General features: G+C 34.4%; 32 protein-coding genes. 20 read left to right on the top strand and 12 right to left on the bottom strand.

The features are described from left to right. The 4 genes from AOG55_RS05430 to AOG55_RS05445 all read right to left on the bottom strand — a co-directional run. The coding region (locus tag AOG55_RS05430) for a tetratricopeptide repeat protein (RefSeq protein ID WP_201779084.1) at positions 1-794 on the bottom strand (794 nt) is incomplete at its 3' end. A 139-nt stretch (positions 795-933) separates the two neighbouring features. After that, complete coding sequence (locus AOG55_RS05435) at positions 934-1,269, bottom strand: hypothetical protein (RefSeq protein ID WP_048100924.1); 336 nt, start codon at positions 1,267-1,269, stop codon at positions 934-936. 23 nt (positions 1,270-1,292) lie between these two features. Next, positions 1,293-1,928, bottom strand: a complete 636-nt coding sequence (locus AOG55_RS05440) for an isochorismatase family cysteine hydrolase (RefSeq protein ID WP_048100925.1) — start codon at positions 1,926-1,928, stop codon at positions 1,293-1,295. Between the two features lie 10 nt (positions 1,929-1,938). Then, the gene (locus AOG55_RS05445; RefSeq protein WP_048100926.1) at positions 1,939-2,430 is read right to left on the bottom strand and encodes a precorrin-2 dehydrogenase/sirohydrochlorin ferrochelatase family protein; all 492 of its coding nucleotides are present in this window, start codon (positions 2,428-2,430) and stop codon (positions 1,939-1,941) included. A gap of 74 nt (positions 2,431-2,504) precedes the next feature. On the opposite strand from AOG55_RS05445, the gene AOG55_RS05450 reads away from it, so the two are divergent. The 17 genes from AOG55_RS05450 to AOG55_RS05530 all read left to right on the top strand — a co-directional run bounded on the left by AOG55_RS05450 (position 2,505) and on the right by AOG55_RS05530 (position 17,020). Continuing rightward, on the top strand, positions 2,505-3,647 hold the full coding sequence (locus AOG55_RS05450; RefSeq protein ID WP_048100927.1) for an acyl-CoA dehydrogenase family protein: 1,143 nt from the start codon (positions 2,505-2,507) through the stop codon (positions 3,645-3,647). Between the two features lie 54 nt (positions 3,648-3,701). Then, positions 3,702-4,916: a Glu-tRNA(Gln) amidotransferase subunit GatD gene (gene gatD / locus AOG55_RS05455; protein ID WP_048100928.1), complete on the top strand. Its 1,215-nt coding sequence runs from the start codon at positions 3,702-3,704 to the stop codon at positions 4,914-4,916. A 2-nt stretch (positions 4,917-4,918) separates the two neighbouring features. Then, positions 4,919-6,715, top strand: coding sequence for a Glu-tRNA(Gln) amidotransferase subunit GatE (gatE, locus tag AOG55_RS05460; protein WP_048100929.1), 1,797 nt, complete (start codon positions 4,919-4,921; stop codon positions 6,713-6,715). Between the two features lie 155 nt (positions 6,716-6,870). Next, on the top strand, positions 6,871-7,305 hold the full coding sequence (gene ndhC, locus AOG55_RS05465) for an NADH-quinone oxidoreductase subunit A (RefSeq protein ID WP_061950506.1): 435 nt from the start codon (positions 6,871-6,873) through the stop codon (positions 7,303-7,305). Beyond that, positions 7,302-7,766 (top strand): NADH-quinone oxidoreductase subunit B, encoded by a 465-nt coding sequence (locus tag AOG55_RS05470; RefSeq protein WP_048100931.1) that lies wholly within the window; start codon positions 7,302-7,304, stop codon positions 7,764-7,766. The genes ndhC and AOG55_RS05470 overlap by 4 nt, the downstream gene beginning before the upstream one ends. Positions 7,767-7,770: 4 nt before the next feature. Next, positions 7,771-8,226, top strand: a complete 456-nt coding sequence (locus AOG55_RS05475) for an NADH-quinone oxidoreductase subunit C (RefSeq protein WP_048100932.1) — start codon at positions 7,771-7,773, stop codon at positions 8,224-8,226. Continuing rightward, positions 8,226-9,329 (top strand): NADH-quinone oxidoreductase subunit D, encoded by a 1,104-nt coding sequence (locus AOG55_RS05480; protein ID WP_048100933.1) that lies wholly within the window; start codon positions 8,226-8,228, stop codon positions 9,327-9,329. Before AOG55_RS05475 ends, AOG55_RS05480 begins: the two co-directional genes overlap by 1 nt. Then, positions 9,326-10,381 carry a complex I subunit 1/NuoH family protein gene (locus AOG55_RS05485; RefSeq protein WP_048100934.1) on the top strand — a complete coding sequence of 352 codons (1,056 nt, stop codon included), beginning with the start codon at positions 9,326-9,328 and terminating at the stop codon, positions 10,379-10,381. The genes AOG55_RS05480 and AOG55_RS05485 overlap by 4 nt, the downstream gene beginning before the upstream one ends. A 6-nt stretch (positions 10,382-10,387) precedes the next feature. Next, positions 10,388-10,891, top strand: coding sequence for an NADH-quinone oxidoreductase subunit NuoI (nuoI, locus tag AOG55_RS05490; protein WP_048100935.1), 504 nt, complete (start codon positions 10,388-10,390; stop codon positions 10,889-10,891). Then, positions 10,888-11,139 (top strand): NADH-quinone oxidoreductase subunit J, encoded by a 252-nt coding sequence (locus AOG55_RS05495; protein WP_048100936.1) that lies wholly within the window; start codon positions 10,888-10,890, stop codon positions 11,137-11,139. The genes nuoI and AOG55_RS05495 overlap by 4 nt, the downstream gene beginning before the upstream one ends. Beyond that, positions 11,129-11,347, top strand: coding sequence for an NADH-quinone oxidoreductase subunit J (locus AOG55_RS05500; protein WP_048101330.1), 219 nt, complete (start codon positions 11,129-11,131; stop codon positions 11,345-11,347). Before AOG55_RS05495 ends, AOG55_RS05500 begins: the two co-directional genes overlap by 11 nt. Then, a complete protein-coding gene (nuoK, locus tag AOG55_RS05505) occupies positions 11,344-11,643 on the top strand; it encodes an NADH-quinone oxidoreductase subunit NuoK (RefSeq protein ID WP_048100937.1) in 300 nt (99 codons plus the stop codon). Before AOG55_RS05500 ends, nuoK begins: the two co-directional genes overlap by 4 nt. Then, entirely contained in the window at positions 11,637-13,517 is a 1,881-nt protein-coding gene (locus AOG55_RS05510) for an NADH-quinone oxidoreductase subunit 5 family protein (protein WP_048100938.1), read from the top strand. The genes nuoK and AOG55_RS05510 overlap by 7 nt, the downstream gene beginning before the upstream one ends. Beyond that, positions 13,517-15,013 carry an NADH-quinone oxidoreductase subunit M gene (locus tag AOG55_RS05515; protein ID WP_048100939.1) on the top strand — a complete coding sequence of 499 codons (1,497 nt, stop codon included), beginning with the start codon at positions 13,517-13,519 and terminating at the stop codon, positions 15,011-15,013. Before AOG55_RS05510 ends, AOG55_RS05515 begins: the two co-directional genes overlap by 1 nt. Before the next feature lies 1 nt (position 15,014). Continuing rightward, positions 15,015-16,424 (top strand): NADH-quinone oxidoreductase subunit NuoN, encoded by a 1,410-nt coding sequence (gene nuoN, locus AOG55_RS05520; protein ID WP_048101331.1) that lies wholly within the window; start codon positions 15,015-15,017, stop codon positions 16,422-16,424. A 9-nt stretch (positions 16,425-16,433) separates the two neighbouring features. Next, entirely contained in the window at positions 16,434-16,772 is a 339-nt protein-coding gene (locus AOG55_RS05525) for a hypothetical protein (protein WP_048100940.1), read from the top strand. Next, positions 16,769-17,020, top strand: a complete 252-nt coding sequence (locus tag AOG55_RS05530) for a hypothetical protein (protein WP_048100941.1) — start codon at positions 16,769-16,771, stop codon at positions 17,018-17,020. The genes AOG55_RS05525 and AOG55_RS05530 overlap by 4 nt, the downstream gene beginning before the upstream one ends. Here the strand turns inward: AOG55_RS05530 and AOG55_RS05535 are convergent. The 4 genes from AOG55_RS05535 to AOG55_RS05550 form a co-directional block, all read right to left on the bottom strand. Further along, positions 17,017-17,367 (bottom strand): TA0956 family protein, encoded by a 351-nt coding sequence (locus tag AOG55_RS05535; protein WP_048100942.1) that lies wholly within the window; start codon positions 17,365-17,367, stop codon positions 17,017-17,019. The two genes, AOG55_RS05530 and AOG55_RS05535, sit on opposite strands and share 4 nt — an antisense overlap. 111 nt (positions 17,368-17,478) lie before the next feature. Beyond that, complete coding sequence (locus AOG55_RS05540; protein ID WP_048100943.1) at positions 17,479-17,721, bottom strand: hypothetical protein; 243 nt, start codon at positions 17,719-17,721, stop codon at positions 17,479-17,481. 38 nt (positions 17,722-17,759) lie between these two features. Then, the gene (locus AOG55_RS05545) at positions 17,760-18,287 is read right to left on the bottom strand and encodes a class I SAM-dependent methyltransferase (RefSeq protein WP_048100944.1); all 528 of its coding nucleotides are present in this window, start codon (positions 18,285-18,287) and stop codon (positions 17,760-17,762) included. Positions 18,288-18,319: 32 nt separating this feature from the next. Continuing rightward, positions 18,320-18,940: a hypothetical protein gene (locus tag AOG55_RS05550; RefSeq protein ID WP_048100945.1), complete on the bottom strand. Its 621-nt coding sequence runs from the start codon at positions 18,938-18,940 to the stop codon at positions 18,320-18,322. Between the two features lie 84 nt (positions 18,941-19,024). On the opposite strand from AOG55_RS05550, the gene AOG55_RS05555 reads away from it, so the two are divergent. From AOG55_RS05555 to AOG55_RS05565, 3 genes are read left to right on the top strand one after another with little or no spacing between them, the layout of a single operon-like run. After that, on the top strand, positions 19,025-19,681 hold the full coding sequence (locus tag AOG55_RS05555) for a 7-carboxy-7-deazaguanine synthase QueE (RefSeq protein ID WP_048100946.1): 657 nt from the start codon (positions 19,025-19,027) through the stop codon (positions 19,679-19,681). Next, the gene (folE, locus tag AOG55_RS05560) at positions 19,681-20,262 is read left to right on the top strand and encodes a GTP cyclohydrolase I (RefSeq protein ID WP_048100947.1); all 582 of its coding nucleotides are present in this window, start codon (positions 19,681-19,683) and stop codon (positions 20,260-20,262) included. Before AOG55_RS05555 ends, folE begins: the two co-directional genes overlap by 1 nt. 2 nt (positions 20,263-20,264) lie before the next feature. After that, a complete protein-coding gene (locus AOG55_RS05565) occupies positions 20,265-20,732 on the top strand; it encodes a 6-pyruvoyl trahydropterin synthase family protein (RefSeq protein ID WP_052656657.1) in 468 nt (155 codons plus the stop codon). Between the two features lie 3 nt (positions 20,733-20,735). Here AOG55_RS05565 and AOG55_RS05570 read toward each other — a convergent pair whose 3' ends face one another. From AOG55_RS05570 to AOG55_RS05585, 4 genes are all read right to left on the bottom strand, one after another. Next, positions 20,736-21,653, bottom strand: coding sequence for a hypothetical protein (locus AOG55_RS05570; RefSeq protein WP_055041018.1), 918 nt, complete (start codon positions 21,651-21,653; stop codon positions 20,736-20,738). Between the two features lie 40 nt (positions 21,654-21,693). Then, on the bottom strand, positions 21,694-23,202 hold the full coding sequence (locus AOG55_RS05575) for a glycosyltransferase family 2 protein (protein ID WP_055041019.1): 1,509 nt from the start codon (positions 23,200-23,202) through the stop codon (positions 21,694-21,696). A gap of 29 nt (positions 23,203-23,231) precedes the next feature. Then, positions 23,232-24,341, bottom strand: a complete 1,110-nt coding sequence (locus tag AOG55_RS05580) for an RAD55 family ATPase (protein ID WP_055041020.1) — start codon at positions 24,339-24,341, stop codon at positions 23,232-23,234. A gap of 71 nt (positions 24,342-24,412) precedes the next feature. Next, positions 24,413-25,363 (bottom strand): hypothetical protein, encoded by a 951-nt coding sequence (locus AOG55_RS05585; RefSeq protein ID WP_055041021.1) that lies wholly within the window; start codon positions 25,361-25,363, stop codon positions 24,413-24,415. Between the last annotated feature and the right edge of the window lie 60 nt (positions 25,364-25,423).

The raw sequence follows: 25,423 nt of genomic DNA on the forward strand, positions 1-25,423 counted from the left end.
AGTGCATTTTCATAATTCCCTGAATAATAATAGGCATCTGCCAGCATCTGATTGGTGTTATCTGATAATATCATGTAATCTATACTTTGCTTGTAATTGCCTGTGTAGAACAGGTACCTTGCTATCCTCATATTTGGTTTTTTTGGGTTAAGCGATATAATTTTATTTACAAGCGGTATTAATTTTTCCTTCTGGCCAGTTTCAAGAAGCAGATCACCAAGCAAATACATACACCTTATATCATTATTGATGGAAATGCAATTATTAATTGCATCCATGGCATAATCCTTACCATATAATTCAATGATAAGATCCACAAGTTTCCTGAAATCATCATAATTATAAAACTTTTGAAGGTATTCATTAATTAGATCAGCGCTGTATTTACCAAAGTATATAAGGTAATATACACGGTCAAACTCTGGCCGTTTATCCAGGAAATTATTTAAAAGTGATGCTATGTAATCATCATTAATCAATTCCCTTTTTGAACCTAGATAATCTATAAAACTGTTGAAATCATCATTTTTTATAAAACCTTTTAATTTTATGGTGTCAAAAATTTTATTTTCCGGGTCAACAGAATATATTAAATTTCTTAATTCTTCCGGTATATCATTAAATTTCAAATAATTATACAATATATCTGCAATATTTTTATTATAATATTTTTTAATGCTTTCCAGATTATCCCTAAAGTAATCTATTATGGGGCCATAATCATGTGAATCATTAAACCTCTGCAGGAGCTGTATAAATTTATGATCAAGCCTTTTATGCATAATCGAAAACATTCTTTTGTGTATCATTATTTCCATATATTATCTTTATGATTTTTGTTTTCATATCAAATTTATAAAAATTGGGAACCAAATTATTATAAAAATACTGTATATATCATTTTGATTATGGTAATTATCATTTGATAAATATTTAATGTACAAATGGTAAATAGGCTAATACCACAGCAATTTTATGCAGTATGTCTATTCCTGTTAAATCATAGAAGGCTATTCCTATGCCCATGCCCAGGAACATAGATGATAATAAATAGGCAAGGGTTCTTATACCAAAGAATATTATTATACCAGTAATGATGGCAATTAATGGCGCATATATACCTGCACCGGATGATAAATTCATTGATGTATAATGTAAAACATATGCGCTTAAAAAGGAGATAAATCTTGCGCCAAATATAATACCAATAATTATACCTACAATAGTCTCTATGTCATTCTTAATTTTTATATATTTTTTAATATCCATAAAAATATAAAACAAAAATAATATTATAACTTTTCTAATGTTGAGATTATATTTTTTGTTGTTTCAATTATGGCAACACTTCCCATGGATTTCAGGGCTGCCTCATGCCCCTCCCTGTTTGCCGATGAACAAGAATCAGATGCAACAACGGTATAATAACCGAGATTTAGAGAGTCCCTAACACTTGATTCCACGCCTATTTCTGTTGCAATGCCTGTAAAAATCAAGGTCTCTATTTTTGCGGCCTTAAGCATATTATCGATGTTTGTGCCAATAAATATGCTTGCAGTATTTTTATTTAGCACGAAGTCCCTATCAGAGGGCTCAAAGTCACTGTAAATTTCAGCCTCTCTGGATCCTGGTTTCATAAAAACCGGCAGTTTGGATGGGTCATCTATATGAAACCTTTTCATATAGGAATAAATTCCTGGTGCGGGCATGTATTCAAATGGAAGTGGTGTTATTTTAGTATAAATTAGCTTAATATTCTTTTTGCGTGCCTCTGCAATAAGAGATTTTATATTACCTATCAGCTCATCTTTGTTGAAAACATTCTCAACAAGACCATTTTGCAGGTCCCAGAGAACAATTGCTGTATGCTCAGGATTAATTATTTCATTAATATTCTCATATACTTTTTTTGTGCCAAGGTATTTCATAATTCATTAATTAATTATCTAATAAATATTTTATGTGTTTAACAAATTCATTTTTTCCATCCATGATATCATTGTAAAGCTCCCCTTTCAAAATTTTTGCCAGGGATGGATTTACACCGCCGGTATTTATTGAAATGCTAATGCCGCTTATTTTCATACTTGCAGAAGAAATAAAGTTTGATGTATTATGATTGGACACATTATCGCAGAGTATATTCATGGAATCTGCCGTTTTACATATTTCATTATTTAGTTCTTTATTTGATGTTGCTGCAAAAATAATAAAATATTTTTTACTAACATCATTTATACTGCCATTTCTGAGCATTAACCTTATTTTACCATTGGTGGCCAAAGCCTTTATGTATTCTGTTGCATTAACGCTTATAACTGTTATTTTGCAATTTTCATCTATTATTGTTTTTATTTTTCTTTCAGCAATTCTGCCGGCACCAAAGATTAAAACATTCTTATTTGATATATTTAATGCTATGTTATACACAGCACCAAATCTAAAATCTCCTTATAATTTTATTTCATTGCGAAAAATATTATTAATTAATACCATTCACTATTATGTTTAATGAGACAGAAAATCAGATAATAAATGTTGTTCATGAGCTTGCAGAATCAAAGATTAAACCCCGGGCACGGGAAATAGATGAGAAGGCTTATGTCCCCGAGGATATTATTCAGGCCATGAGGGATATGGGCCTCTTTGCACTTTATATACCAGAAAAATATGGTGGTAACGGCCTTCGATTCTCAGTTTTAATGAAAATTATTGAGGAAATCTCATATGCATGTCCAAGCACTGCATTAATACTTGATGGGACATTAACACTATTTGCCGAGCCGGTTATAATGTTTGGAAGCGAGGACTTAAAGCAAAGATACCTAACAAGGGTGGCTTCAGGTGAAATTGGAGGCCTCGCAATCACAGAACCCGGTGCCGGTAGTGACGCCGCATCGATAACCACAAGGGCGGAAAAATCAGGTGATGGCTATGTAATAAACGGAACAAAGACATTTATTTCAAATGGCAGAACGGCAAAGTTTTTTGTGGTTGATACAAGCACGGATAGAGCATTAAAGCATAAGGGCATAACAACATTTGTGGTTGATGCAAATACACCAGGTCTTGAAATAAGCAGGGATATACACAAGCTTGGAATCAGGGGGTCAAGCACCGTTGAACTGAATTTTAATAATGTATTTGTGGATTCCTCAAACATTGTGGGGAAATATAATGATGGTTTTAGGGTTATAATGGAGACCCTGGACGCTGGAAGGGTTGGTGTGGCGGCCCAGGCACTGGGAATAGCCAAATCAGCGTTTGATGAGGCACTTGAATATATTAATACCAGAAGACAGTTTGGAAATAAAATAATTAACTTTGAGGGTATACAGTTTACCATTGCGGAAATGGAATCAAGAATAAAAGCATCAGAGCTTTTAATTTATGATGCAGCTGATAAATATGATAAAAAGCAGAATTCAATTGAGGCATCATCAATAGCAAAAATGTATGCATCTGATACTGCCATGTATGTTGCAGAAAGGTCATTGCAGCTCTTTGGTGGATACGGTTATACCACTGATTTTAATGCTGAAAGGCATCTCAGGGATGCAAAGATAACCCAGATATATGAGGGCACAAATGAAATACAAAAACTAATAATTGCTAGGGAAATTATGAAAGGCCATGGTTTTATGTAAATTCTTAATATTAATAATTATAAAGTTTTTATATATTTTAACAATAGGCAACAAATGAAAACAGGGGAAAAAATTGATTTTGAATATAAGGGTGATTCATACAGTGGTATATTCATAAAAAATGATGGAAAAATTACCACAATAAAGCTATCAAATGGTTATAATATCAGCGCCCTAAATGAAAACATCAAAATTTTAAGGGAATATGAAAATAATTACGTTGCACAGGATAATATAAGGGAAATCAAAATAAATGGTAAAAATGAGGTTTACATATTAACCACCGGTGGAACCATCGGCAGCTCCGTCGATTACAGGACAGGTGCGGTTAAGCCTGTTAGGGATATATCGTATATATATAATTTTGTTAATAATATATCTGAATTTAATGTTAAACAGATAAATGTCGCAAATATATTAAGTGAAAATGTAAATTCAAAATACTGGATTGAGTATGCAAGAAGGGCCAGGGACGTTTTAAATAAAAATGCTGGTGTTGTAATATTCCATGGAACTGACACAATGCAGCATACAGCCTCTGCCTTATCCTTTATGTTTGAAAAATTAACAGGGCCAATAATACTTACTGGCAGCCAGAGGAGCTCCGACAGGCCAAGCAGTGATGCATTTATAAATATAGAGGCATCAATAAATTTTACAAAATCAGACATTGGCGAGGTCGGAATTGTGATGCATTCTGACACGTCGGATGGCACTGTGTCATTTCACAGGGGTGTAAGGGCCAGAAAAATGCATACAAGCAGAAGGGATGCATTTCAGTCCATAGGCATCAGGCCTCTTGCAACATACACTGATGGCAGGGTCAGCGTGAATAATAATGCCATGAAAAGACAGGATGAAAATATATTAAATGATAAAATGGATGATTCTGTATCAATTATTTATTTTTATCCCGGAATGCCAGAGGAGGACTTTATTAATATTGCAGCAAACAAAAAGGCAGTTATAATTATGGGTACTGGCCTTGGCCATGTTTCAGACAATATTATCAATGCGATTAAAAGGCTTTCCAAGGATACATATTTTTTTATGACATCGCAGTGCCTTTATGGTTCAGTTAATCTGAATGTTTACTCCACAGGTAGATATCTTCTGGATGCCGGTGTAATTCCACTTGGGGACATGCTACCTGAAACTGCCATGGTTAAGGCAATGTTCCTCCTTGCAAATTACCCCGATAACCTTGTAAAGTTAATGAAATCAAATCTGCGTGGTGAGTTGAACAGCAGAAGAATTCTGGAGTGGTAATAATGAAAATAGGTTTGGAGATACATTTTCAATTAAAGGGCGTTAAACTTTTCTGTAGCTGCAGCACTGAAGGAGAAAAATCTAATTATCTTTTTAAAAGAAAAATGACACCAACAATGAGTGAGATGGGCCATATTGATCGTGCGGCAAGATATGAGAATATACGAAACCGGGATTTCAATTACTATACCAGCACCAATTCATGTTTGGTTGATGCTGATGAGGAGCCACCGCATATGCCGGATGATTCTAATATAAATACGGCAATTATAGTATCAATGGCCCTTCACTGTAAAATTGTTGATTATGTTTCCTTTATGAGAAAAATAGTTATAGATGGGTCAAACACATCAGGTTTCCAGCGCACAGGGATTGTAGGGTTAAATGGATATGTAGAAACATCCCAGGGAAGGGTAAGAATTTCAACTGTTACACTAGAGGAGGATGCATCCAGAAAAATATCTGAAAGCGGTAAAAATGCGTTTTATTCTCTGGATCGCCTTGGAATTCCATTAATAGAAATCTCCACAGAGCCAGATATTAAGGATGAAAACCATGCAATTGAAACTGCAAGAAAGATAGGATTTATAGTCATGTCCACCGGAAAATTCAGGGGAGAGGTTGACTCCATCAGGCAGGATGTTAATTTTTCAATGGGCTACGGCCGTGTTGAGATAAAGGGAGTTTCCAAACTATCCCTGATAAAGGACACAATTAAATATGAAATTCAAAGACAAAAATCACTGGCAGACATATCCGGTATAATAAAGGCAAGGGGTGGAACAGAAATCACAGATTTTATGGATATTACACACATTTTAAAAGATACAGATTCAAAAATCATTAAAGCAGGGCTAAATAAAAATAAAAAGGTTTTCTGTGCTAAAATAAACAATGCCCGTGGCCTTCTTAAGAATGGAAATTACCGGCTTGGTAGAGAGCTTGCAGATGTCGCAAAAAATATGGGTATTGGTGGAATGATGCACAGTGATGAACTTCCCGGATACGGTCTCACCGATAATGATGTAAATAATATTAACAATTTTATGGGCATTGAAAATAATGATGCCATCATAATGGTAATTACGGACCCTGAAATTATAACCGCCTTTAAATCTGAGCTTGATGAAAGGCTGAAAAATTTAATGTCAATGAATCTTGCAGAAACAAGGGCAGCAACTGAGGATGGTGAAACAAGGTTTTTAAGGCCACTCTCAGGTGGTGAGAGAATGTACCCTGAGACGGATATTGGCTTAATAGAAATACCACTAAAACGGCTTAATAGCCTTGAAGGGCTTGTTCCCGAATCCATGGAGGACGCATTAAACAATTTAAAAAATAATTATGGTTTCTCACAAACAGAGGCCATGGGAATAATAAATAATAATCTTTATGGGGATTTCAAGGATTATATTAAAGTATTAAACGAACCAAAAATAATTTCAAGGATTATACTTCAAAAATTACCTGAATATGAAAAAAAATACAATAAGAAATTATCAGGAGATGAACTGATGGAGATATTTACCATGGCAAATGAAAACAAATGGGGTCGTGATTCTGTTGAAAAGGCTCTTGAATTATACGTATCAGGGAAGTATCCATTAAAAATTCTGGCAAATGCCGAAGAATTAAAACCTCTGGATGCCGGCAGATTAAGGGAGATAATTATAGAATTGATGAGAACACAGGAAATAACAGAGAAAAATCTAATATATTTATTAAAGAATAAAACTAAGTCGTCATTTGATGCCAGAGACGCAATAAAAATATTCGAAAATATTAAAAATAATTCGTAATACGATTTTATGAAATGTACTTTTTTGATTAAAATTACAGTTTTTGTATAACAAATATCAAATAAAGTATAAAAAATTTTTACATTTGTTTATTGTGGAACCTTTAGTTTTCTTACTAACGACATTATTATATATAGATAAAAAATATACACTTAATGTTAACGGGTTACATTGCATTAATGATTACAATAATTTTGGTTGGCCTTTCCCTTTATTTGCTATTTAAAATCCTGCCATCAATTTCACAGAACAGGTACAGGCCATGGAAGATAAGCCTTAAAAGAAAGGATATTATGGAAAACCTGGCGATAGAAAACAATCCACCGGCAAAGGACGATTCATACCTGCATCCATTTGAGAGCGGTGAGGTTGCAAAGGAATATCCTGCTGGAAATATAACAGTGCAGTATTATGTAATAGTCTTATTATTTGTTCTCTTCGATATAGATATGCTTTTATTGCTTCCCTGGGCATTTGATTTTTACTCACTTGGCCTATTTTCGTTCATAGAGACAATTATATTTATAGCCATGCCATTATTTGCTGTATACTATGCCTTTAGACGTGGATATATGAGGTGGATGAGATGAAGACCGGAGACCTGGGAGTTAAAACAACAACACTGGAAAAGGCCCTTGAATGGGGCAGATCCAACTCGCTCTGGCCCCTGACCATGGGGCTGGCGTGCTGCGCCATAGAAATGATGGCCACCCAGGCTGCAGATCTGGACATATCGAGGTTCGGCAGTGAAATATTCAGGAATTCTCCAAGGCAGTCAGATTTAATGATAGTTGCAGGTACAACAACAAAAAGAATGGCACCAAGGGTCAGAAGGATATATGAGGAAATGCCCTATCCAAAATATGTCATAGCAATGGGTGTATGCGTTATTCAGGGCGGGCCATACGTCGATGGTTATTCAGTTGTCCTCGGTGTTGATAAGGTTATTCCGGTGGATGTTTATGTACCCGGCTGCCCACCCTCTCCACAGGCCTTAACATACGGAATAATAACACTTCAGAAAAAAATAAGGGGCGAAACGGACAGGTGATTTTATGTATAATATAATTGCTGATGAAAAGGATAAGGGAGGAATGAGGGTAATCACCCTGGATAAGAAGGATTTAATAGAGGCAATGACAGAGTTTAAATCACAGGGATATTATCTCTCATCAATAACCGGCGTTGATATGAAAGATCATCTGGAGGTTATTTATCATTTACATAATTTCGATAAAAATGAGTACCTTGGTGTCAAGGTATTAACCTACGATTCAAAGGTACCATCACTTGTTGGTTTATGGAAGGCAGCAGACTGGGATGAACGCGAACAGTATGATCTTATGGGAATAATATTTGAGGGACATGAAAACCTAAGACGCATACTACTTCCAGATGAGTGGGTAGGCCATCCGTTAAGAAAGGATTATGATTTAAAGAAGGTTCAGTATGTAAGCATGGATTCTGAGGGAAATGAGCATGTAAGCTTTGATGAAAGGGAGGGCTGGTAATGTCAAGATATACTGTATTAAACCTTGGCCCCGTGCACCCCTCAATACATGGAATATTAAGATTCAGGGTTAAATTAAATGAGGAAATCATAGAGGATGTTGATATAACCATAGGATTTCTGCACCGCAATGCAGAAAAGATCTGTGAGCTTAATATTTATGCTAACAATATCATATATTTCGATAGAATGGATTATCTGGACGCAATGAATATGGAGCTTGGATATGTAACTGCGGTTGAAAAATTAACAGGCATAGAGGCACCGGAAAGGGCACAATGGATTAGAATGATTATGGCCGAATTAAACAGGCTTGCAGCCAGGCTTGTTGGACTTGGTGCTTTTGGCCTTGATATGGGCATGCTAACCCCATTCTTTCACTGCTTTGCAGAAAGGGAAAAAATCCAGAAAATATTTGTGGAGGCCTCCGGTGGAAGGCAGGAGGTAAATTACATAAGCATTGGCGGTGTTTACCAGGACTTTAATGAAAAAATTATAAATGACATCAGGGAATTTTCGAAAAATTTCAAAAAGAGGCTTGAGGACATATATAACATGTTTATACACAGTGAAATATTCTGGCAGAGGAATGATGGAATAGGAATCCTCGAACCTGATGTGGCACTGGATTACGGTGTTACCGGCCCACTTTTAAGGGGGTCAGGCATTGCATACGATGTTAGAAAGGATGCACCTTATCTATTCTATGATAAGGTAAACTTTGATGTGCCCATATCGCACAGGAAGGATAACATTGGAAGGTTTGTGCTGAAAATTGAGGAGATGAGGCAGTCCATCAGAATTATAGATCAGTGCCTTGATAAGATACCGGATGGGCCATATTTTAATAATAAGGCAAAAAAATCATTGATGCTAAGGGTTAAGGGTGATGGAGAGGTCTTTTCAAGGGTTGAATCCGACAATGGTGAATTTGGTGTTTATGTAAGGGGGGATAATACAGTAAAACCTTACCGTGTTCACGTCAGGAGCCCGGCATTTAAGAATATATCAGTAGTACCTGTAATGGCAAGGGGCTTAATGATAGCAGATTTGATTGTGATCATAGGATCAATAGATACTGTAATAGGTGAGATTGACAGATGAATCTATTAATTAGAATTCATGACTGGTTTTCGTTTCTTGGGCCTGGAGTTTCCTACGGTATAGCATATTTGCTTGAAACAATATTCATCTTAATATTTGTTGGAATTTCATTTATGGCCCTAATATATGTATTCAGAAAATACATGGCAAGAATACAGCTGAGGATAGGACCAAACAGGGTTGGAAAATATGGTCTGCTGCAGGTTGTTGCCGATGCGTTTAAACTTATTGGCAAGGAATCAATACTTCCAGCAAACAGGGACGATCTGGCCTACAGGCTCGCGCCCTTAATTATAATGATGACAACCATGGTATCATTTGTTATAATCCCATATGGAAGTCTTGCCTACTTTGGGTCGCTTACAATAACACATTCTGATGTTACACTAGTACTTTTATTTGGAGTTTTATCACTGCTGCCCATTGGAGAAATCCTTGCCGGAATAAGCACAAAGAGTAATTATGCATTGCTTGGTGCCTTAAGGGGGGTTGCAAAGGATGTTTCATTTGAGGTTCCAATGCTAATAAGTGCACTGGCCATAATAATGATATCATCCAGGTCGTTTATAACAGGGGCACAGACATATAACAGCCTGAGTCTTGCAGGTATAGTTGAAAATCAGGTAATACCATATGGAATTATTGACCCCCTCGGCCTTCTCATATTTTACATATCGATGGTGGCCAGGGCATCATTTACACCATTTGATCTGGCCGAAAGTGATAGTGAATTAATAACAGGATACACAACAGAGTATTCTGGAATGAGATTCGGTCTATTTTATATAGGTCTTTTTGGCATGGTTTACCTTGGTTCATTCTTTGTTTCAATTTTATACCTGGGTGCATATAATGGGCCGGCAAGTTCTGATTTAGGGTTTATATACCTGTTTATAAAAACAATAATACTTGTTTTAATAGCATTCCTGGCATGGGTGTCCCTGCCAAGAATCAGGGTTGATAAATTCGTAAATCTCGGCTGGAAATACCTGCTTCCCATATCCATTATAAATCTTGTTTATGCAGGCCTGTTTGTTTTGTATATAAGGTGATGAAAGATGGTTGCAACAGTAAAGGAGGTAAAAATACCAAAAAAGCCGATTCCGGTCATAGGTTCATTGCAGACAATGTATAATATAGGAAGGTTCATGTTTAAGAAGCCTGTGACTGTTCAGTATCCAGAGGATAAGGGAGAAATACCTGAAAGATTCCGTTTTAGAATATTTCTGAGCCCTGAGGCATGTATTGGATGCACATTATGCGAGCAGGTTTGTCCAAACCACAGCATTAAGATGGAGGTCTGGAAAATAGATGAGGAGGCAAAACCCAAGGGTGACGTTGTTATAGAAACTGCCAGAGGGGCAAGAGAAAATCTTCAGAACAAGAGGCACATTTACCCGGATGTAAATTTTGGAACGTGCACGGTTTGCAGAAACTGTGAGGAAATATGCCCCACAGATGCAATATACCTAACACATCAGTTCGAGGATGCAAGAACCAGAAACAGTTTTACATACTCACCAAAGGAGCTAACAATGCAGGAGGATGAGGTCATAAAATGATTTATACGTTAATTTTTCTTATACTGGCAGCCATTGCGGTCATTTTTGCTGCGGCAAGCGTAAGAACCAATAATCTAACCCATTCAACAATATATCTTCTTATGTTTCTTCTTGATCTGGCTGCAATGTTTATACTGCTTGGCCTTAGCTTTATCGGCGCTGTTGAAATCCTTGTATATGCTGGCGCTGTTATAATACTAATTGTGTTTGTTTTAATGCTGACCGGAGGCTATGAAAATGAAGAATAAATTGCAAAAAATTGCGGTATCGGTATTTTTTATAATATTCGCGGCAAACATACTTTTCATTAGGGCAAGCTTTATACCAAGGACACAGAATTTATTTAATATAGGAAAATTACTCTTTTCAGCCTACCTTGTTCCATTTGAACTGCTTTCAGTTATACTTGTTGCATCCATCATAGGTGTTATGTTTATAGCAGGTGAGGTAAAATGAATATTATATATGTACTTGAATTATCATTACTTCTTTTTACAATAGGCATATACGGTATTATAACATCCAGGGTTGGAATAAGGCTTATAATATCACTCGAAATTCTTTTAAACGCTGCATTAATAAACGTTGTGGGCATAGCATCATTATATTATTCCACAAGCCTGATAATATTTGCATTATTTATTATTGCTGTTGGCGTAATAGAAACTGCTGTGGGCATAGCAATATTTACAGTTGTTTATAAAAAATATGGTAAGATTAACATTTCACTGCTGAGGGAGATAAAATGGTAGGCATATACTTTTTAATTTTTATATTTCCATTAATTGCATTTCCTGCTGAATACATAATTGGAAAATACAGACTAAAATTATCTGGAATTTTCAGCTCAATAATGATATTATTATCATTAATACTTGTAATAGATGCATATCTGTATCTTTTAAATCATAATGCAATATATGTCCATTACCAGTGGTTTTATAATATAGATTTTGGTATATACATAGACCATCTTACCGTTTTAATGGCAATGATGGTTTCCTTTGTTTCATTAATGATTAATCTCTTTGCCATATTTTATATGAGGGAGGACCCAAGAAAAAATATATACTTCTCAGAAACAAGTCTGTTTGTTACAGCAATGCTGGGGCTTGTTATATCATCCAATCTGGTTTTATTATTCCTTTTCTGGGAAATAGTCGGGCTTTGCTCATATTTATTAATAGGCTTCTGGTTTTTCAAGCCAAATGCAGCCTCTGCTGCAAAAAAAGCATTTCTTGTTACAAGGGTGGGGGACCTTTTATTTATTATAGGCATGGCAGTGCTTTACACCTCACTTGTTAAAATAAGCCCTGTGAGCCCCCTCAGCATACCATATCTTATTACAAATGCACATAAAATATCCATTTTAATTGGAAAAAATACGCTTGCACTTGCAACACTCTTAATTCTTGCAGGGGCCATAGCAAAATCAGCTCAGTTCCCGCTGCACGTGTGGATACCTGATGCCATGGAGGGCCCAACCACTGTTTCCGCCCTTATACATGCGGCAACAATGGTTACCGCCGGTGTTTATCTTGTGGCAAGAGTTTTTCCATTATTTGAGTACTCAGCGGCATACTCACTTTATACCGTTACCGCCATAGGTGCATTTACAGCATTTTTCGCAGGCATACTAGGCATAGTCATGAATGACATAAAGAGGGTACTTGCATATTCAACAATAAGCCAGCTGGGTTACATGCTGGCATCGATAGGCCTTGGAGGTATTATTGGCTATTCTGGTGTCACATTTGGCATGTATCATCTTGTGGTTCATGCCATATTTAAGGCACTTTTGTTTATGTCTGCAGCAGTTATACTAATAGCACTGCTTGAATTGAGGGATATAAAGCAAATGGGGGGTCTCTTCAGAAGAATGCCTGTAACCGCAATTCTTATGCTAATAGGCGCAATAACACTTGCGGCCATACCGCCAACAGCTGGATACTTTTCAAAGGGCCAGATTATATCAGCATCATATGAATATTATTTAAATGGGGGAAGCATTATACCATGGCTTTTGCTTCTCTTTAGCGAAATTCTTACTGCGGTATATACATTTAGAATGTATTTTCTTGTATTTCTTGGGAAGCCAAGATCATACCTTGCCGAACATGCCAGGGACCCAAAACTTGTATATTTAACGCCCCTTATGGTGCTTGCATTTCTATCGCTTACCCTTGGAATTATTCAGAAGCCATTCTATAAATTTTTATACTCTGGAGTAAATATATATACACCACCACTTTACATAGCTGTAATACCCGTAATATTTTCATTTATAGGCATAGGAATAGCATATATGATATATTATTACACAGTAAATAAGAAGATAGATATATCAAGAAATCCTCTGTACAGAATAATTAAAAACAAATTTTATCTTGATATCATTTATACTGATTATGTTGCTGAAAGGATCATATTACCATTATCATTTTATATAGGCCATGGGGATAGAACATATGATAACAGCATAGATAAAATGGGTTCTGACCTTGCTGATGCCGGTACCGGCCTTAGAAAAATTCAGACGGGTTCTGCAGGTTATTATGTTGTTTTTCTGCTCATAGGTCTATCTATATTATTCATAATAATAGAACTTCTGGGGATGATTAAATAATGTTCCTTCCATATTTTCTTCTGGTATTATTTATAGGCGTGGTTATTACATTCTTTGCCAGGTCATATGCCAAATACTTTTCAATGGTATTTCTTGGTATAATGTCTGTGGCCTTTGTAATATACTCTTTCATTAGGTTTAATAATTACCTTGGAAATATAATTGCAAAATACAATTATGTTCTGGCAAATTATACAAGTTCAGGAATACATATAGAGTTAAATTTTTCACTTGGCCTCACAGGGTTCACAGATTTATTGGTTATTATGGCACTTATTGTGACAATATTTGCACTTTCCATAGGTGAAAGGGAAAATAACGACACATTCTTTGGGCTTTTAATGTCAGTTGGATTTGGTCTTGTTGGTTTATTTTCTGTCAGAAATTTTCTGTTCTTTTATATATTCTGGGAGGTTGTTTTAATACCGATGTTTTTCATCATAGCAAAGTATGGCACAATAAACAAGGAAAAAATATCAATTAAATTCTTTATTTATACACATGTGGGGTCACTTTTTCTGCTTCTATCAATATTCATGCTTTCTACATATTATTTTATTGAATTCAAGGTATTTACATTTCAGATATCAGATCTTATGAATCTGGCATTTCAGAAATCACTGCCAAAATTCGCACTTTATTTCTCATTTTTTGGTTTTCTCCTTGCTTTTCTAATCAAGCTCCCAACATTTCCATTACATGAATGGCTGCCCAATGCACATTATACAGCGCCATTTTCAGGGAGTATTTTATTATCCGGCGGACTTTTATCCATGGGTGGTTATGGACTTTTAGGCATATTATACCCGGTTACACCACTATTCCCAAAGAGTCTTGTCTACTTTTTAATAATACTTGGCCTAATAAGCGTTGTTTACTTTGCATTTACATCAATGTTCCAGACAAACCTGAAAAGGATGATAGCATACTCGAGCGCAGGCGAAATGGCATTTGTGACAATATCGTTTGGCACAAGCATTATATCAACAGGATATGTTAAAACATTTGACCTTGCAGGCGGAATGTACCAGACCATAGCCCATGCATTTGTTACATCCCTTGCCTTCGCCTCATTGCTGTTTATTTATAAAAGAACCCATACAATACAGGTTTATGGCCTTGGTGGCCTTTACAGGCAGATGCCATACGCATCAACATTTTTCCTTGCCGCACTCCTCGGATCGCTTGGACTGCCTGCACTTGCAGGCTTTATAGGTGAATTTTCTGTTACAGTTTCATCATTTGAAACAATAGGATTGTTTGCAATTATAATTATTTTCGGGCTTATAGTTACTGCTGCATATTTTATATGGGCAGCACAGCGTTCATTGTATGGTTTTTATAATGAAAAGCTTGGCCCGCTTAAGGATCTTACAAAACCGGAGTTCTTAATACTTTTATTTATGCTGGTATCTTCCATATTTTTTGGTGTTTATCCAACATTAATGTTTAAACTGCTTGCCTCCTATGCAAAAGCTCTTAGTGTGGTGTTTTGACATGGATTATGAATATTTTTACTCAATAATATTGCTTGGTATTGCAGGTTTCGTTGCGCTGGCATTTGGCATAAGAAAGGATAATAAAAAGGCCATGGCATTATTTACATTAATTGTACTGGCACTGGCCTTTATACTATCCCTGATATTTTCAAATAATTATTCTTCATACGGTCTTATTTTCAATGATTTTGATTCATTCTGGGCACTTATATTCATTGCGTCATCAATGATGATTGTAATACCATCATTAAACGATATAAGGGGGAGATATGATGTATTTTATTCCCTTATAATTTTTATGACATTAACCATGCTGGTATCTGCATACACATATAACCTTTTAATATTATTTGTATCATTTGAGGGTGTTAGTATAATAACATATGTGCTTGCAGCATATAACAAAACAAGGCGTAACCTGGAGGGCTCACTTAAATATTTCATAATAAGCACTGTGGGCACAGCATTTAATGTTCTTGGAATATCATTCTTTTACCTTGGGCTTAGAACCTTTAATCTTTTCGATGTAAATCATATATATTTTGATAAGGCTGTTCTCATTGCATTTATATTTATAATAATTGGTTTTGGATTTAAGCTTGCAATATTCCCCATGCAGCAGTGGGCCATTGATACATATGATGGATCACCAAACTCAATTTCTGCCTTTCTTTCCACGGGCAGCAAGATTGTCGCATACATGATTCTATTAAAAATACTCGTTCTTGGATTTTCTGCATTTTATAACTATGTATTTTATTTCTTCGCAATATTATCAATACTTACAATGACATACGGCAATGTTGCAGCACTGTCACAGAATAATTTAAAACGGATTCTGGCATATTCAAGCGTTTCGCAGGCAGGTTACCTGATACTTGTTTATGCACTTATAAGCTATTCATATTACAATATTTCATCACCCGTTCCGGCAGCCACATATATAAGGCTTGGTATTGCAACGGCAATGTTTTATTCCCTTGTTTATATATTCATGAAGGGCGGGTCATTCATTGCCATGAGCCTTATTAGGAAGGATAAGATAATGATAGATGATATTAGGGGTCTGTCCAAAAAATCACCGGCATCTGCATTCTCGTTCTGGATTCTGCTTATTTCCCTGGCAGGCGTTCCAATTACAGGCGGATTCCTTGCAAAATACTTTTTATTCTTCTCACTTGTTGCAGCCGGTCTGTGGTGGCTTGCAGTCATAGCAATTATCAACAGTGTAATATCTGTATTTTATTATTTTAGAATTATAAGGGAATCCTATGTTTACGATAGCAGGGTGGAATTTAATTTAACACCATCGGTAAAGTATTCACTAATAGCCACAGCAGTACTTACTGTGGCCTTTGGTGTGGTGTTCTTCCTTTATACGTATCTGGTGGGTATAGCGGTAATATGAGGTGTTAATGTGGATGTAAATGATGTTATTGAGGTATTTAAGGATTCAATTGACCAGGGTGATCTTGTGAATGCCTACTCCGTTCTGGCAAAGAATTTAGAAAGATATAAACATGCCAGAAAAATTAAACAGGAAAAACTTTTACAGCATATAATTAATGTTATAGAGGGAAATGAATCCATGGATGATTTTTCCAAATTTCTTGAAAATGAGGACCTGAGCTTTATACCATATATTGAATCCTATGAACAGTATAAGCAGTCATTAATGGATCATATAGTATACGCAATGAACAGGTATAATATAAAATACCCGTCATATGATGCAAAGAGGTGCGGTGATCTATGAAAAGCTATACTGAATGTTTTGAGGATCTTAAGGATGACCCATTAAGTGCTGCGGAATGCATACACTGCCTTCAGAAACATGGAGAGGTTGTCCTTTTCAGTGATGAAAAGAAGAGGCTAATTCTATGGCGTGAGGAATTTGATAACTATCCGGTGCCATTTATGGAAAAAATATCACAGCTTCTTGAAATCCATACAAGAGATGATTACGAGAAAATGGATAAAAAATTTAACCTTACAATGTATTAATATGGAGTTTTTGCGTACTCCACCTCGGTTTTGTATCCAAGTTTTTTATATTTTTCCAGTATTTTTTCAACATTCTGCCTTACTATTCCGGTATTCTGGGTGAAGGTTAACGACACAACCTTCTTTTCCTTATTTATTATTATAAAACCAATGGTTTTGTCCTCAGGCATAATTTCGTCGGTTCTTGCATATCCCTCTATGAATTCCTCAAGGCTATCCTCTGGAAGCGGGGATGTAATCACATCCAGCAGCGCATTAAATGAATCCTCAAATTTGGAAAGCAGCACACATATTGTTGATGGATGCACATTTTTAAGTTTTAAATTATACATGACACACATTACCATAATTGGCTATGTCAATAATTTATATTGATTTTATGTTTTAGAGTTATTTACAAAATAATATTTTTATGATGCACATAGAAATTTATATTTAAAAATGGTTTTAAATCTATATTATTTTTTTCCAAATATTGCATTATTTTTATTCTGGTTATTTTTTGGTTTTTCCTTTATTATACTCTTTGAATTCTTTATTCCAAAAGGATTTATTTCAGGTTCATTTACCTCAAGTATCTCATTCTCCTTGCCGCCCCTTACCTTTGTTTTTCCATTTTTAATTGGTGCATCAGGAATCAATAATTTTTTGTTAGGTACAGGTTTAATTGAATTACGGTTTCCGTTATTATCCTCACTCATGGTTTAATAATTATATTATTTTATAAATTTTTTATCATTTATTTCATAATATATGTATTTATGTAATTGTATTTAAGGTCTATATAATTTTCTTCCCTGAATCCATGGTTTTCAAATATTTTTTTAAGCCAGTCATGTTCTATCCTTATATTCACAGGTGGGCCAATTGGGGCATTATTCTTAAATTCTATCAGTATGACCTTTAATGGTTTTTTAGAATTACCAATCATAAAATTAAAAATATAATCCTTGCACTCTATATCATGGAATACCAGTGAATAGAAAACCTTGTTAAAATTTTTTATATCAAGGCTGCATATATCCTCGTTTATAATTTTTATATTATTTTTATCCATTGAATTTTTTCTTATTAATTCCACAGCCTCTGGATTTATTTCAACAGAATAAACAGTGTCAACATAATTAGAAAATAATCTTGAATAATATCCGGATCCGGCACCAACATCAACTATTATGTCATTTCTATTAAGATCAGCTGCAGAAAGAACATCACCTGAAGGAATGTTCTTTTCCCTGAATTCATTTATCCGGTCATAACGGCTCATAGGGCCATATAATAAATAACTATAAAAATAATTCACTCACCTATTTTTGACGAAATTATTTTAAAGGCATCTGTAAGATTTTTTTGGTCAAGTATTATAATTGTATCATTGTAAAAAGATATTATCTGCAATATATTTATATCTGATAATAGTGAGGTAATATAATTAATGTAACCTGTTGCCTTCTCTATTGCTTCTGGACTGTTTATTATCAGTTCGCCAAGGTTTGTATCAACCTTTAATATCTGTTCATCAGGCACATATTTCATTATTTCTGATGCTATAACATCCTCAGCTATTAATGCTATGCCATCCGATGTATCAACAATTTTTACAGAATTTAACCTTTTATTATTTAATATAATGTTGGTTATTATCTTTAAATTATTATATGTCCTTTTTATAACAATAATCGAAAGCCCTGAAACCATCTCAAGATTGGATTTTTTGAGAATCTCCTTTTTTAATGGGTATGGATCCTTATAATCATAGCGTTTCAACGCTGCAAGTACGGCGTCAAAATTTTCTATTGACATTTCATGCATTATATGTCTGGCAAGTGCCGACTGGTTAATTATTCCAATATTCATGCTATTTCTTATGTCCGGATTGTCCCTTAAAAACTGCTGAACTTTCTCAGAGGTTGTTGACATTTTTTAAGGTATATATTTAATATATTTATTAATTTATGCGATTTAACCATAAATGTTTTTTATCACATTAAACTTATTAAAAACATGCGGATAAATGAAATATTTCTATCATTACAGGGGGAGGGCATTTACACGGGTGAAAAAATGCTCTTCATAAGAACAGAATACTGCAATTTAAGGTGTTCATGGTGTGATACAAAGTACTCATTTAATGAGGGCACTGAATATTCATTGGATAGGATTATTGATATAATTCATGGATGGCATCAAAAAAACGATTTTAACTGGATATGTATCACCGGTGGGGAACCCCTACTTCAGAGAGATTTAAATGATCTTGTTAAATTGATATACCCTGAATATAAAATACTTTTAGAGACCTCAGGCAGTATTGATATCAAAAGATTCCTACCATTATATAAAAATGTTTACAAGGATATAGACTTCAAGCTGCCATCATCTGGGATGTATGGAAAATTTAATTATAATAACCTTAATTATATGTCAGATGGAGATTATATAAAATTTGTTGCTGGAGATATAAAAGATTTTAACACTGCAATTGAGGAGATAATAAAAATAAAAAATAATATAAATAGAAAGATACAATTCATAATACAACCGGTGTATAAATCTAGCATTAGGGAGATTGCAGAAAAATTTATTGAATCTGCCCCCGCGGATGTTAAATTTATGATACAGGAACATAAATATATATTTGGCGATCTTAGAGGTGTATAATGTCAGAAACTGAGTATGGTGAGGATGAACTTAGGGATAGCATTAAGAGGTTAATATACAATTTACATGAAAAATACGGATGGTTTAATGATGAGGAGCTCGAAAACACTCCAAGAAGAATAGACAGCTTTTTCAGGGAATGGCGCCAGTCTGGAGATTTCAATTTTACAAAGTTCAGGCTGGAGGGCAAGGAAAGCATGGTTATATTAAAGGATATAACATTTTATTCAATGTGCTCACATCATCTTCTGCCCATTGAGGGTACTGTTAGCATAGCATATCTGCCAAAGCCGGCAGGCTATATTGCTGGTGTCAGCAAGCTGGTAAGATCGGTTAATAAAATAGCGAGCAAGCCGCAGCTGCAGGAAAATATGACATCAGAAATTGTGGATTTTCTATACAATAATCTTGATCCATTGTTTGTCATGGTAATTGTCAAGGGGAAGCACATGTGCATGATGATGCGCGGTGTCAAGCAGGAGAATGCTGTCATGGTAACCTCATCACTTAAATATAATCCATCGGTTAAAAAGGCGGTAAGGTCATTAAAGGCTGAGGCCATGAAGATGATCGGTGATTAATTATGTTTACAATAAAAATACTTGGAAGGGAAAAAAATTTAACATGGAGTTCCGGGCACTACGTCCCGGATAATATAAAATGCAGGCGCCTTCACGGGCATGATTATGCCCTTGATGTTGAAATTCAGTGTAATGAAATCTCAGAAAACGGCATGGTTATAGATTTTACCGTGATAAAAAATCTTGTGAAACCTTTAATAGATTCCATGGACCATAAATTTATAATCCCTAAAAATGATATAAAATATGAAAGGGAAAATAATTACTATGTTTATGTCAATGATCAATTGAAGCTTGTAATAAACTCTAATGAGGCATTTGTTTTTGAATATAATGTCGGATCTGCAGAATATATAGCAATTTTCATCTATAATAAATTAAAAAATGAGCTAATTAAATATTTAAATAATTTTAAACTTTATATTACTGTTTATGAGGGATATGGCAATACTGCAACATTTACAGAATAATATTTAATTTTCGTTGATATTTGAATAATTTTCTATTGTAACAAGATCCATTCTCTTTATTTCCATCTGCGATGCAATAATCATATCAATGTACTCCCTTGCACGGTAATCAGGTATTAAAAAACTGGCATAAATTCTTCCCATTTTTTCATATATAAAAGAGTACTGCCACGATATTCTTGATTCAAATGTTTTTTTTCCTAATATTGCAAGAAAATCATCCTCTATTTTGGTTGTGTAAATTCCATCCTCCCTTGATATTATATTTATACCATCATATTTTGTTAAATCATCATTTGAATACAAAATTATTCTGAATTTATTATTAACCGGATAATTATCTATAAGCTGGGCAATTGTATCTGTATTTTTAAGCAGCTGGGCAACCCTGGCATTGTTAAATTCATCATACTTTATGCTAATTACTATATTTTTAAAATTTTGGCAGCTGTTTCTAATGTTGGCATATATGCTTTTAACCGGCCTTAACAATATTTTATTTATATTTTTAGCCTGAACAATCTGGGATAAAATTATATTGGAAAATTCCTGCAGCTTATTATGATGGAAGTAACCCTCCATTACTATGCTTCCTGATTTAAGCCAGTATGAATTAATAATTAATCCGTCTATATTGGATATACTGTCAATTGTATCCTTTATATTTCTATTATTTATCCTTCCAAGTGCCATAAAATAATTTTTTCTTTCCTCAACATCAAACAACGGAAAAAGGTATCTGTATTTATCGGCATCATTTTTGGGGAAAAAAACATAGAAATATATTGATTTTTCTTCCGATATTATTGCTATTTCACCGTTATAAGAAAGCTCCCTTGATATCTCAGTAATCTTGGACCAGTCATTGAAATGTATCTCAAAGTGCATGTCCAGTTTATTATCTATATCCTCTATCTCCACAGTATATTATTTAATATTTATATTAAAATGTTTTCATATTTTAATTTGCATTTTTAAATACTGGCATGTCCATTTCTGATTGTTTTACAGGTCTGTTAATAAATATAACCGGTATAAATAAAATGAACTGAAATACTGCCCAGAATGCAGTAATTGCATTATACAAAGAAAAGTGTATTATCAGGTAAACAGATGAAAATCCCAATAAAAACATCATGGTGAACTGCGGCCAGAACCATCTCCATGGCATTGTACCTCCTGTTCTTGCAGTGGTGAACGGTTTTTTCTTTCTTAGAATTGCATAAATCACAGACTGTATGCTCAATGAAAACATAAGCATGTTTGCACCCATATTGTATAATAAATACCTAAATGGAGCACCCTTTGATACATTTGAATAAAAGAATGAAAACATTACTATAATTGTATATGGAAGCCATGCAAAAAAATATATGATGCTATTAACGGTTAGAACCTTTATACCGAGGACATCAAGAAACGGGGCTATTAGAAAAACAATATAAAAGAATCCGAAGAAATACCACGTAGCAGCCGCAAACCAGTCAATCCTTTCCACCAGGCTGTATTTTTTTGAAAAAATTATGTTTTTAAAAACCTTGGGTACAAGTGACAAAGATCCAAGCATCCATCTTGATTGCTGGTTTACATATCCCTGCATTGTTGTTGGGGCCCTTCCAAATACCAGTTTTTTATTATAGTAAAGCCCGTGCCATCCCCTGGCTATTAAATTTAGTGATGTGGCTATATCCTCAACTATATTTGTTTCATCAAAATAATTTACTGATTTTAAAGCATTAAGCCGGTAAATAACATTTGTACCGCATGAGAATAATGATCCTGTTACACTCTTCCCCTCTGTTAAAATTTCATAAAATAAAAACTGTTGCGCCTGGGCCAGCTCTGGAAGAACACCACTGTCAGTGTTGGCATATACCTGCGGAACCTGAACAAATCCAGCCTCTGGATGACTATCCAGCAGGGCAACAGTCTCCCTGACAAAATCCGGTGCAGGCGTCTGGTCTATATCTATGACAGCCACATACTCTACATTAAGTGTTCTCAAAACATTGTTTAATGCGCCGGCCTTATAACCGCTACGGTTATTCCTGTGTATGTAGTGTAAATTAAGTTTCTGGCATATCTCCTTAATGGGTTCTGTATCAACCTTATTGGAATCATCAAGTACATAAATCTCTGCATAATTTGATGCATTTGTATGAATTGCCAGCAAATTGTCTATGCACATATTTATATCCTCGTTAAATATTGGTACCAGAATGGCCACCCTGTTTCTTAATGACGGCAGATATGCGGAATTTATGGTATCAGGATACTTATAAATACTTCTCCTGAAAGATATAAAGTATGAAATACTTTGAATTCCAAAGAAAACCGTGGCAAGCCAGAACCAGAATGTAAAAATATATTCTGGTAAATCTCCATGCTTTAAAATAATTGCAGCATATAAAGAGGATATAATCCCAGCTATAATAAAAATAATGGACAGTACTGAAAGAATATTTGCCACGATAAATATTCTTTTTTTCAGTTAATCACCTATATTTTTAAATATGTCTGAACTCCCAGAATTCGCGGGGGGGGGGGGGAAGAAATTCCTGAATTTTTTCCATCCATTATTATACCTGCCGAGGTAATTTTAAACTTTGATGGGGTGGAATCAAATATTGAGCCCCTCATTTTAACAATTCTTAATGTTCTATCTATATTTTCGCCGGTGGTTACATAATCAAGCTTGATAATACCTGTAACATAATATTCCTCCATACCAAAAACGCTTAATTCAGTGGTTCTCAATCCACTTGTTATAATAACTGTAACATCCTTCATTGCAAGGCTGTTAAGGAATAGGTTTATGTAATCATCATCAGGTATAAGCAGTAATGTAACAGGGTCTATAACAACGCGTTTTATGTTTTTTGTAATTATTATTCTTTTTAATTCTGTAATAATTTTAGTAATAAATTTTCTGAAATCTGTATTACCTGAAGAAACCTCAGACTTCATGACCCTTATCTGGTCTGATATTTCCATTATCTCTATCATTTTATTTTCATATGCCTCTCCAAAGCCTATGTCCATTGTTCTTATATTATCCAAAAACTGATCCGGAAATGTATCGGTTAAAACCATTAGACCCTTTTCATTATTTTTTGCACCAAAGCTTAAAAACATGCTGGAAAGGGTAGTTTTACCTGCTCCTGTCTTTCCTGATATTAGATAAACATATCCAGGCCTCAATCCGCCGGCAAGCTTTGCATCCAGCTCTGGAATTCCAAACTTTGCCCTTCCTGAATATAACTCATCATTTTCATAATTTTTTATATCCGCTATTATGATGCCAAAGGCCTGGCACATCCTTTTTTCATTTTCATTTAATTCACGGTTGGCAATCATTATCTTTTTATCAATTCCGCTGTCAATACATTGTGAATTAAAAAGCATTATATCATTTATAGATGATACGTCAGAGGAAATTTTTATGGCAATTTTTTCCCCTCCGGAAAATACAATATAATCAAAATGATATTCTGTCCCTGACATGCCAGTTATAGAATAATTTGCCTCAACTTTTAATGCATGTGTATCCAGAGAAAACGATTTTGACGCAATTCGCTGCAAAATATCAGTTGATATATTTCCTGCCAATACTACTTAATATATGCTTAAAATATAATACTTTCGCTTAAATATAATACATTAATTTTTAATTTTTAAGATTATACTATATTTAAATCATCGAAAACCTCATCGTAAATATCAGAGCACATTTTAAGCTTTATAATGTTCTCCTTATATATTTCCATGCCGGATGAATACATAATTTGAAGATATTCATTGACTCTAAACGAACTTAAAAATTGTGTTATGATTACATTCCCATCTTTAATCTGGATATATGCCCCATCCCTGAATATGCCATGGTTATTTAATCTTTCCTTCATGAGTAAAAACAATGGATCTTTTATGTATGTTTCATAAATTAATGCATTTTTTGAAATGCATTTTAATTCATCATTTTCCTCAAGTTCAGAATCGGAATAAACTAAAATTTTAAAACTCTCATCATCAGAAAAAGCATTTATGGCCTCTGCCACAAGATTTCTATTTTCAATTAAATTAGCCCCATATCCCAGATTTTTTATGTCAAACGGAACGCTGTACTTTATGACTGCCAGCCCTGTCCTTTTGTTTTTTTTAAACATTAAATATTTGTAACCCTCAGACTCCTTTATTAATATATCATCTATAAAATATGGAATAAGAAGATATCTGTTTACAATTTGCGAGATTTCTGCTTTGTAATCACTGTGAAATCTGCATCTAATAATCAATTTGCCATCCTCTATTGTTGTTTCTGATAGCTTTAATGATTTAACCTGAACCAGCTCATTTATTAAATTTATTATTTTCTCATTTGATATTTGTACTGTTACATAAAAATAATTTTCAAATTCCGATGCACCATAAGATTCAAGAAGCTCTTTCGGAATTTTTTTATTTTTATCCTTATAAATGAATACATTTGCATAATTCTTCTTTTCCTGGCTCCTGAAAAAAAGCGTCATATTTAAATTATGCAGCTTTGACCATCTAAATATATATGAATCAGATGATATCACAATTTTCATTTTCATATTAAGTCTTTTGTCAACATCGAGTATATTCATTAATGCATTATTTAATAGTTGTATATATATTTAATTTCATCAAGATCGGAAGAGCACACG

The organism is Acidiplasma cupricumulans (assembly GCF_001402935.1).
Lineage (GTDB): Archaea > Thermoplasmatota > Thermoplasmata > Thermoplasmatales > Thermoplasmataceae > Acidiplasma > Acidiplasma aeolicum.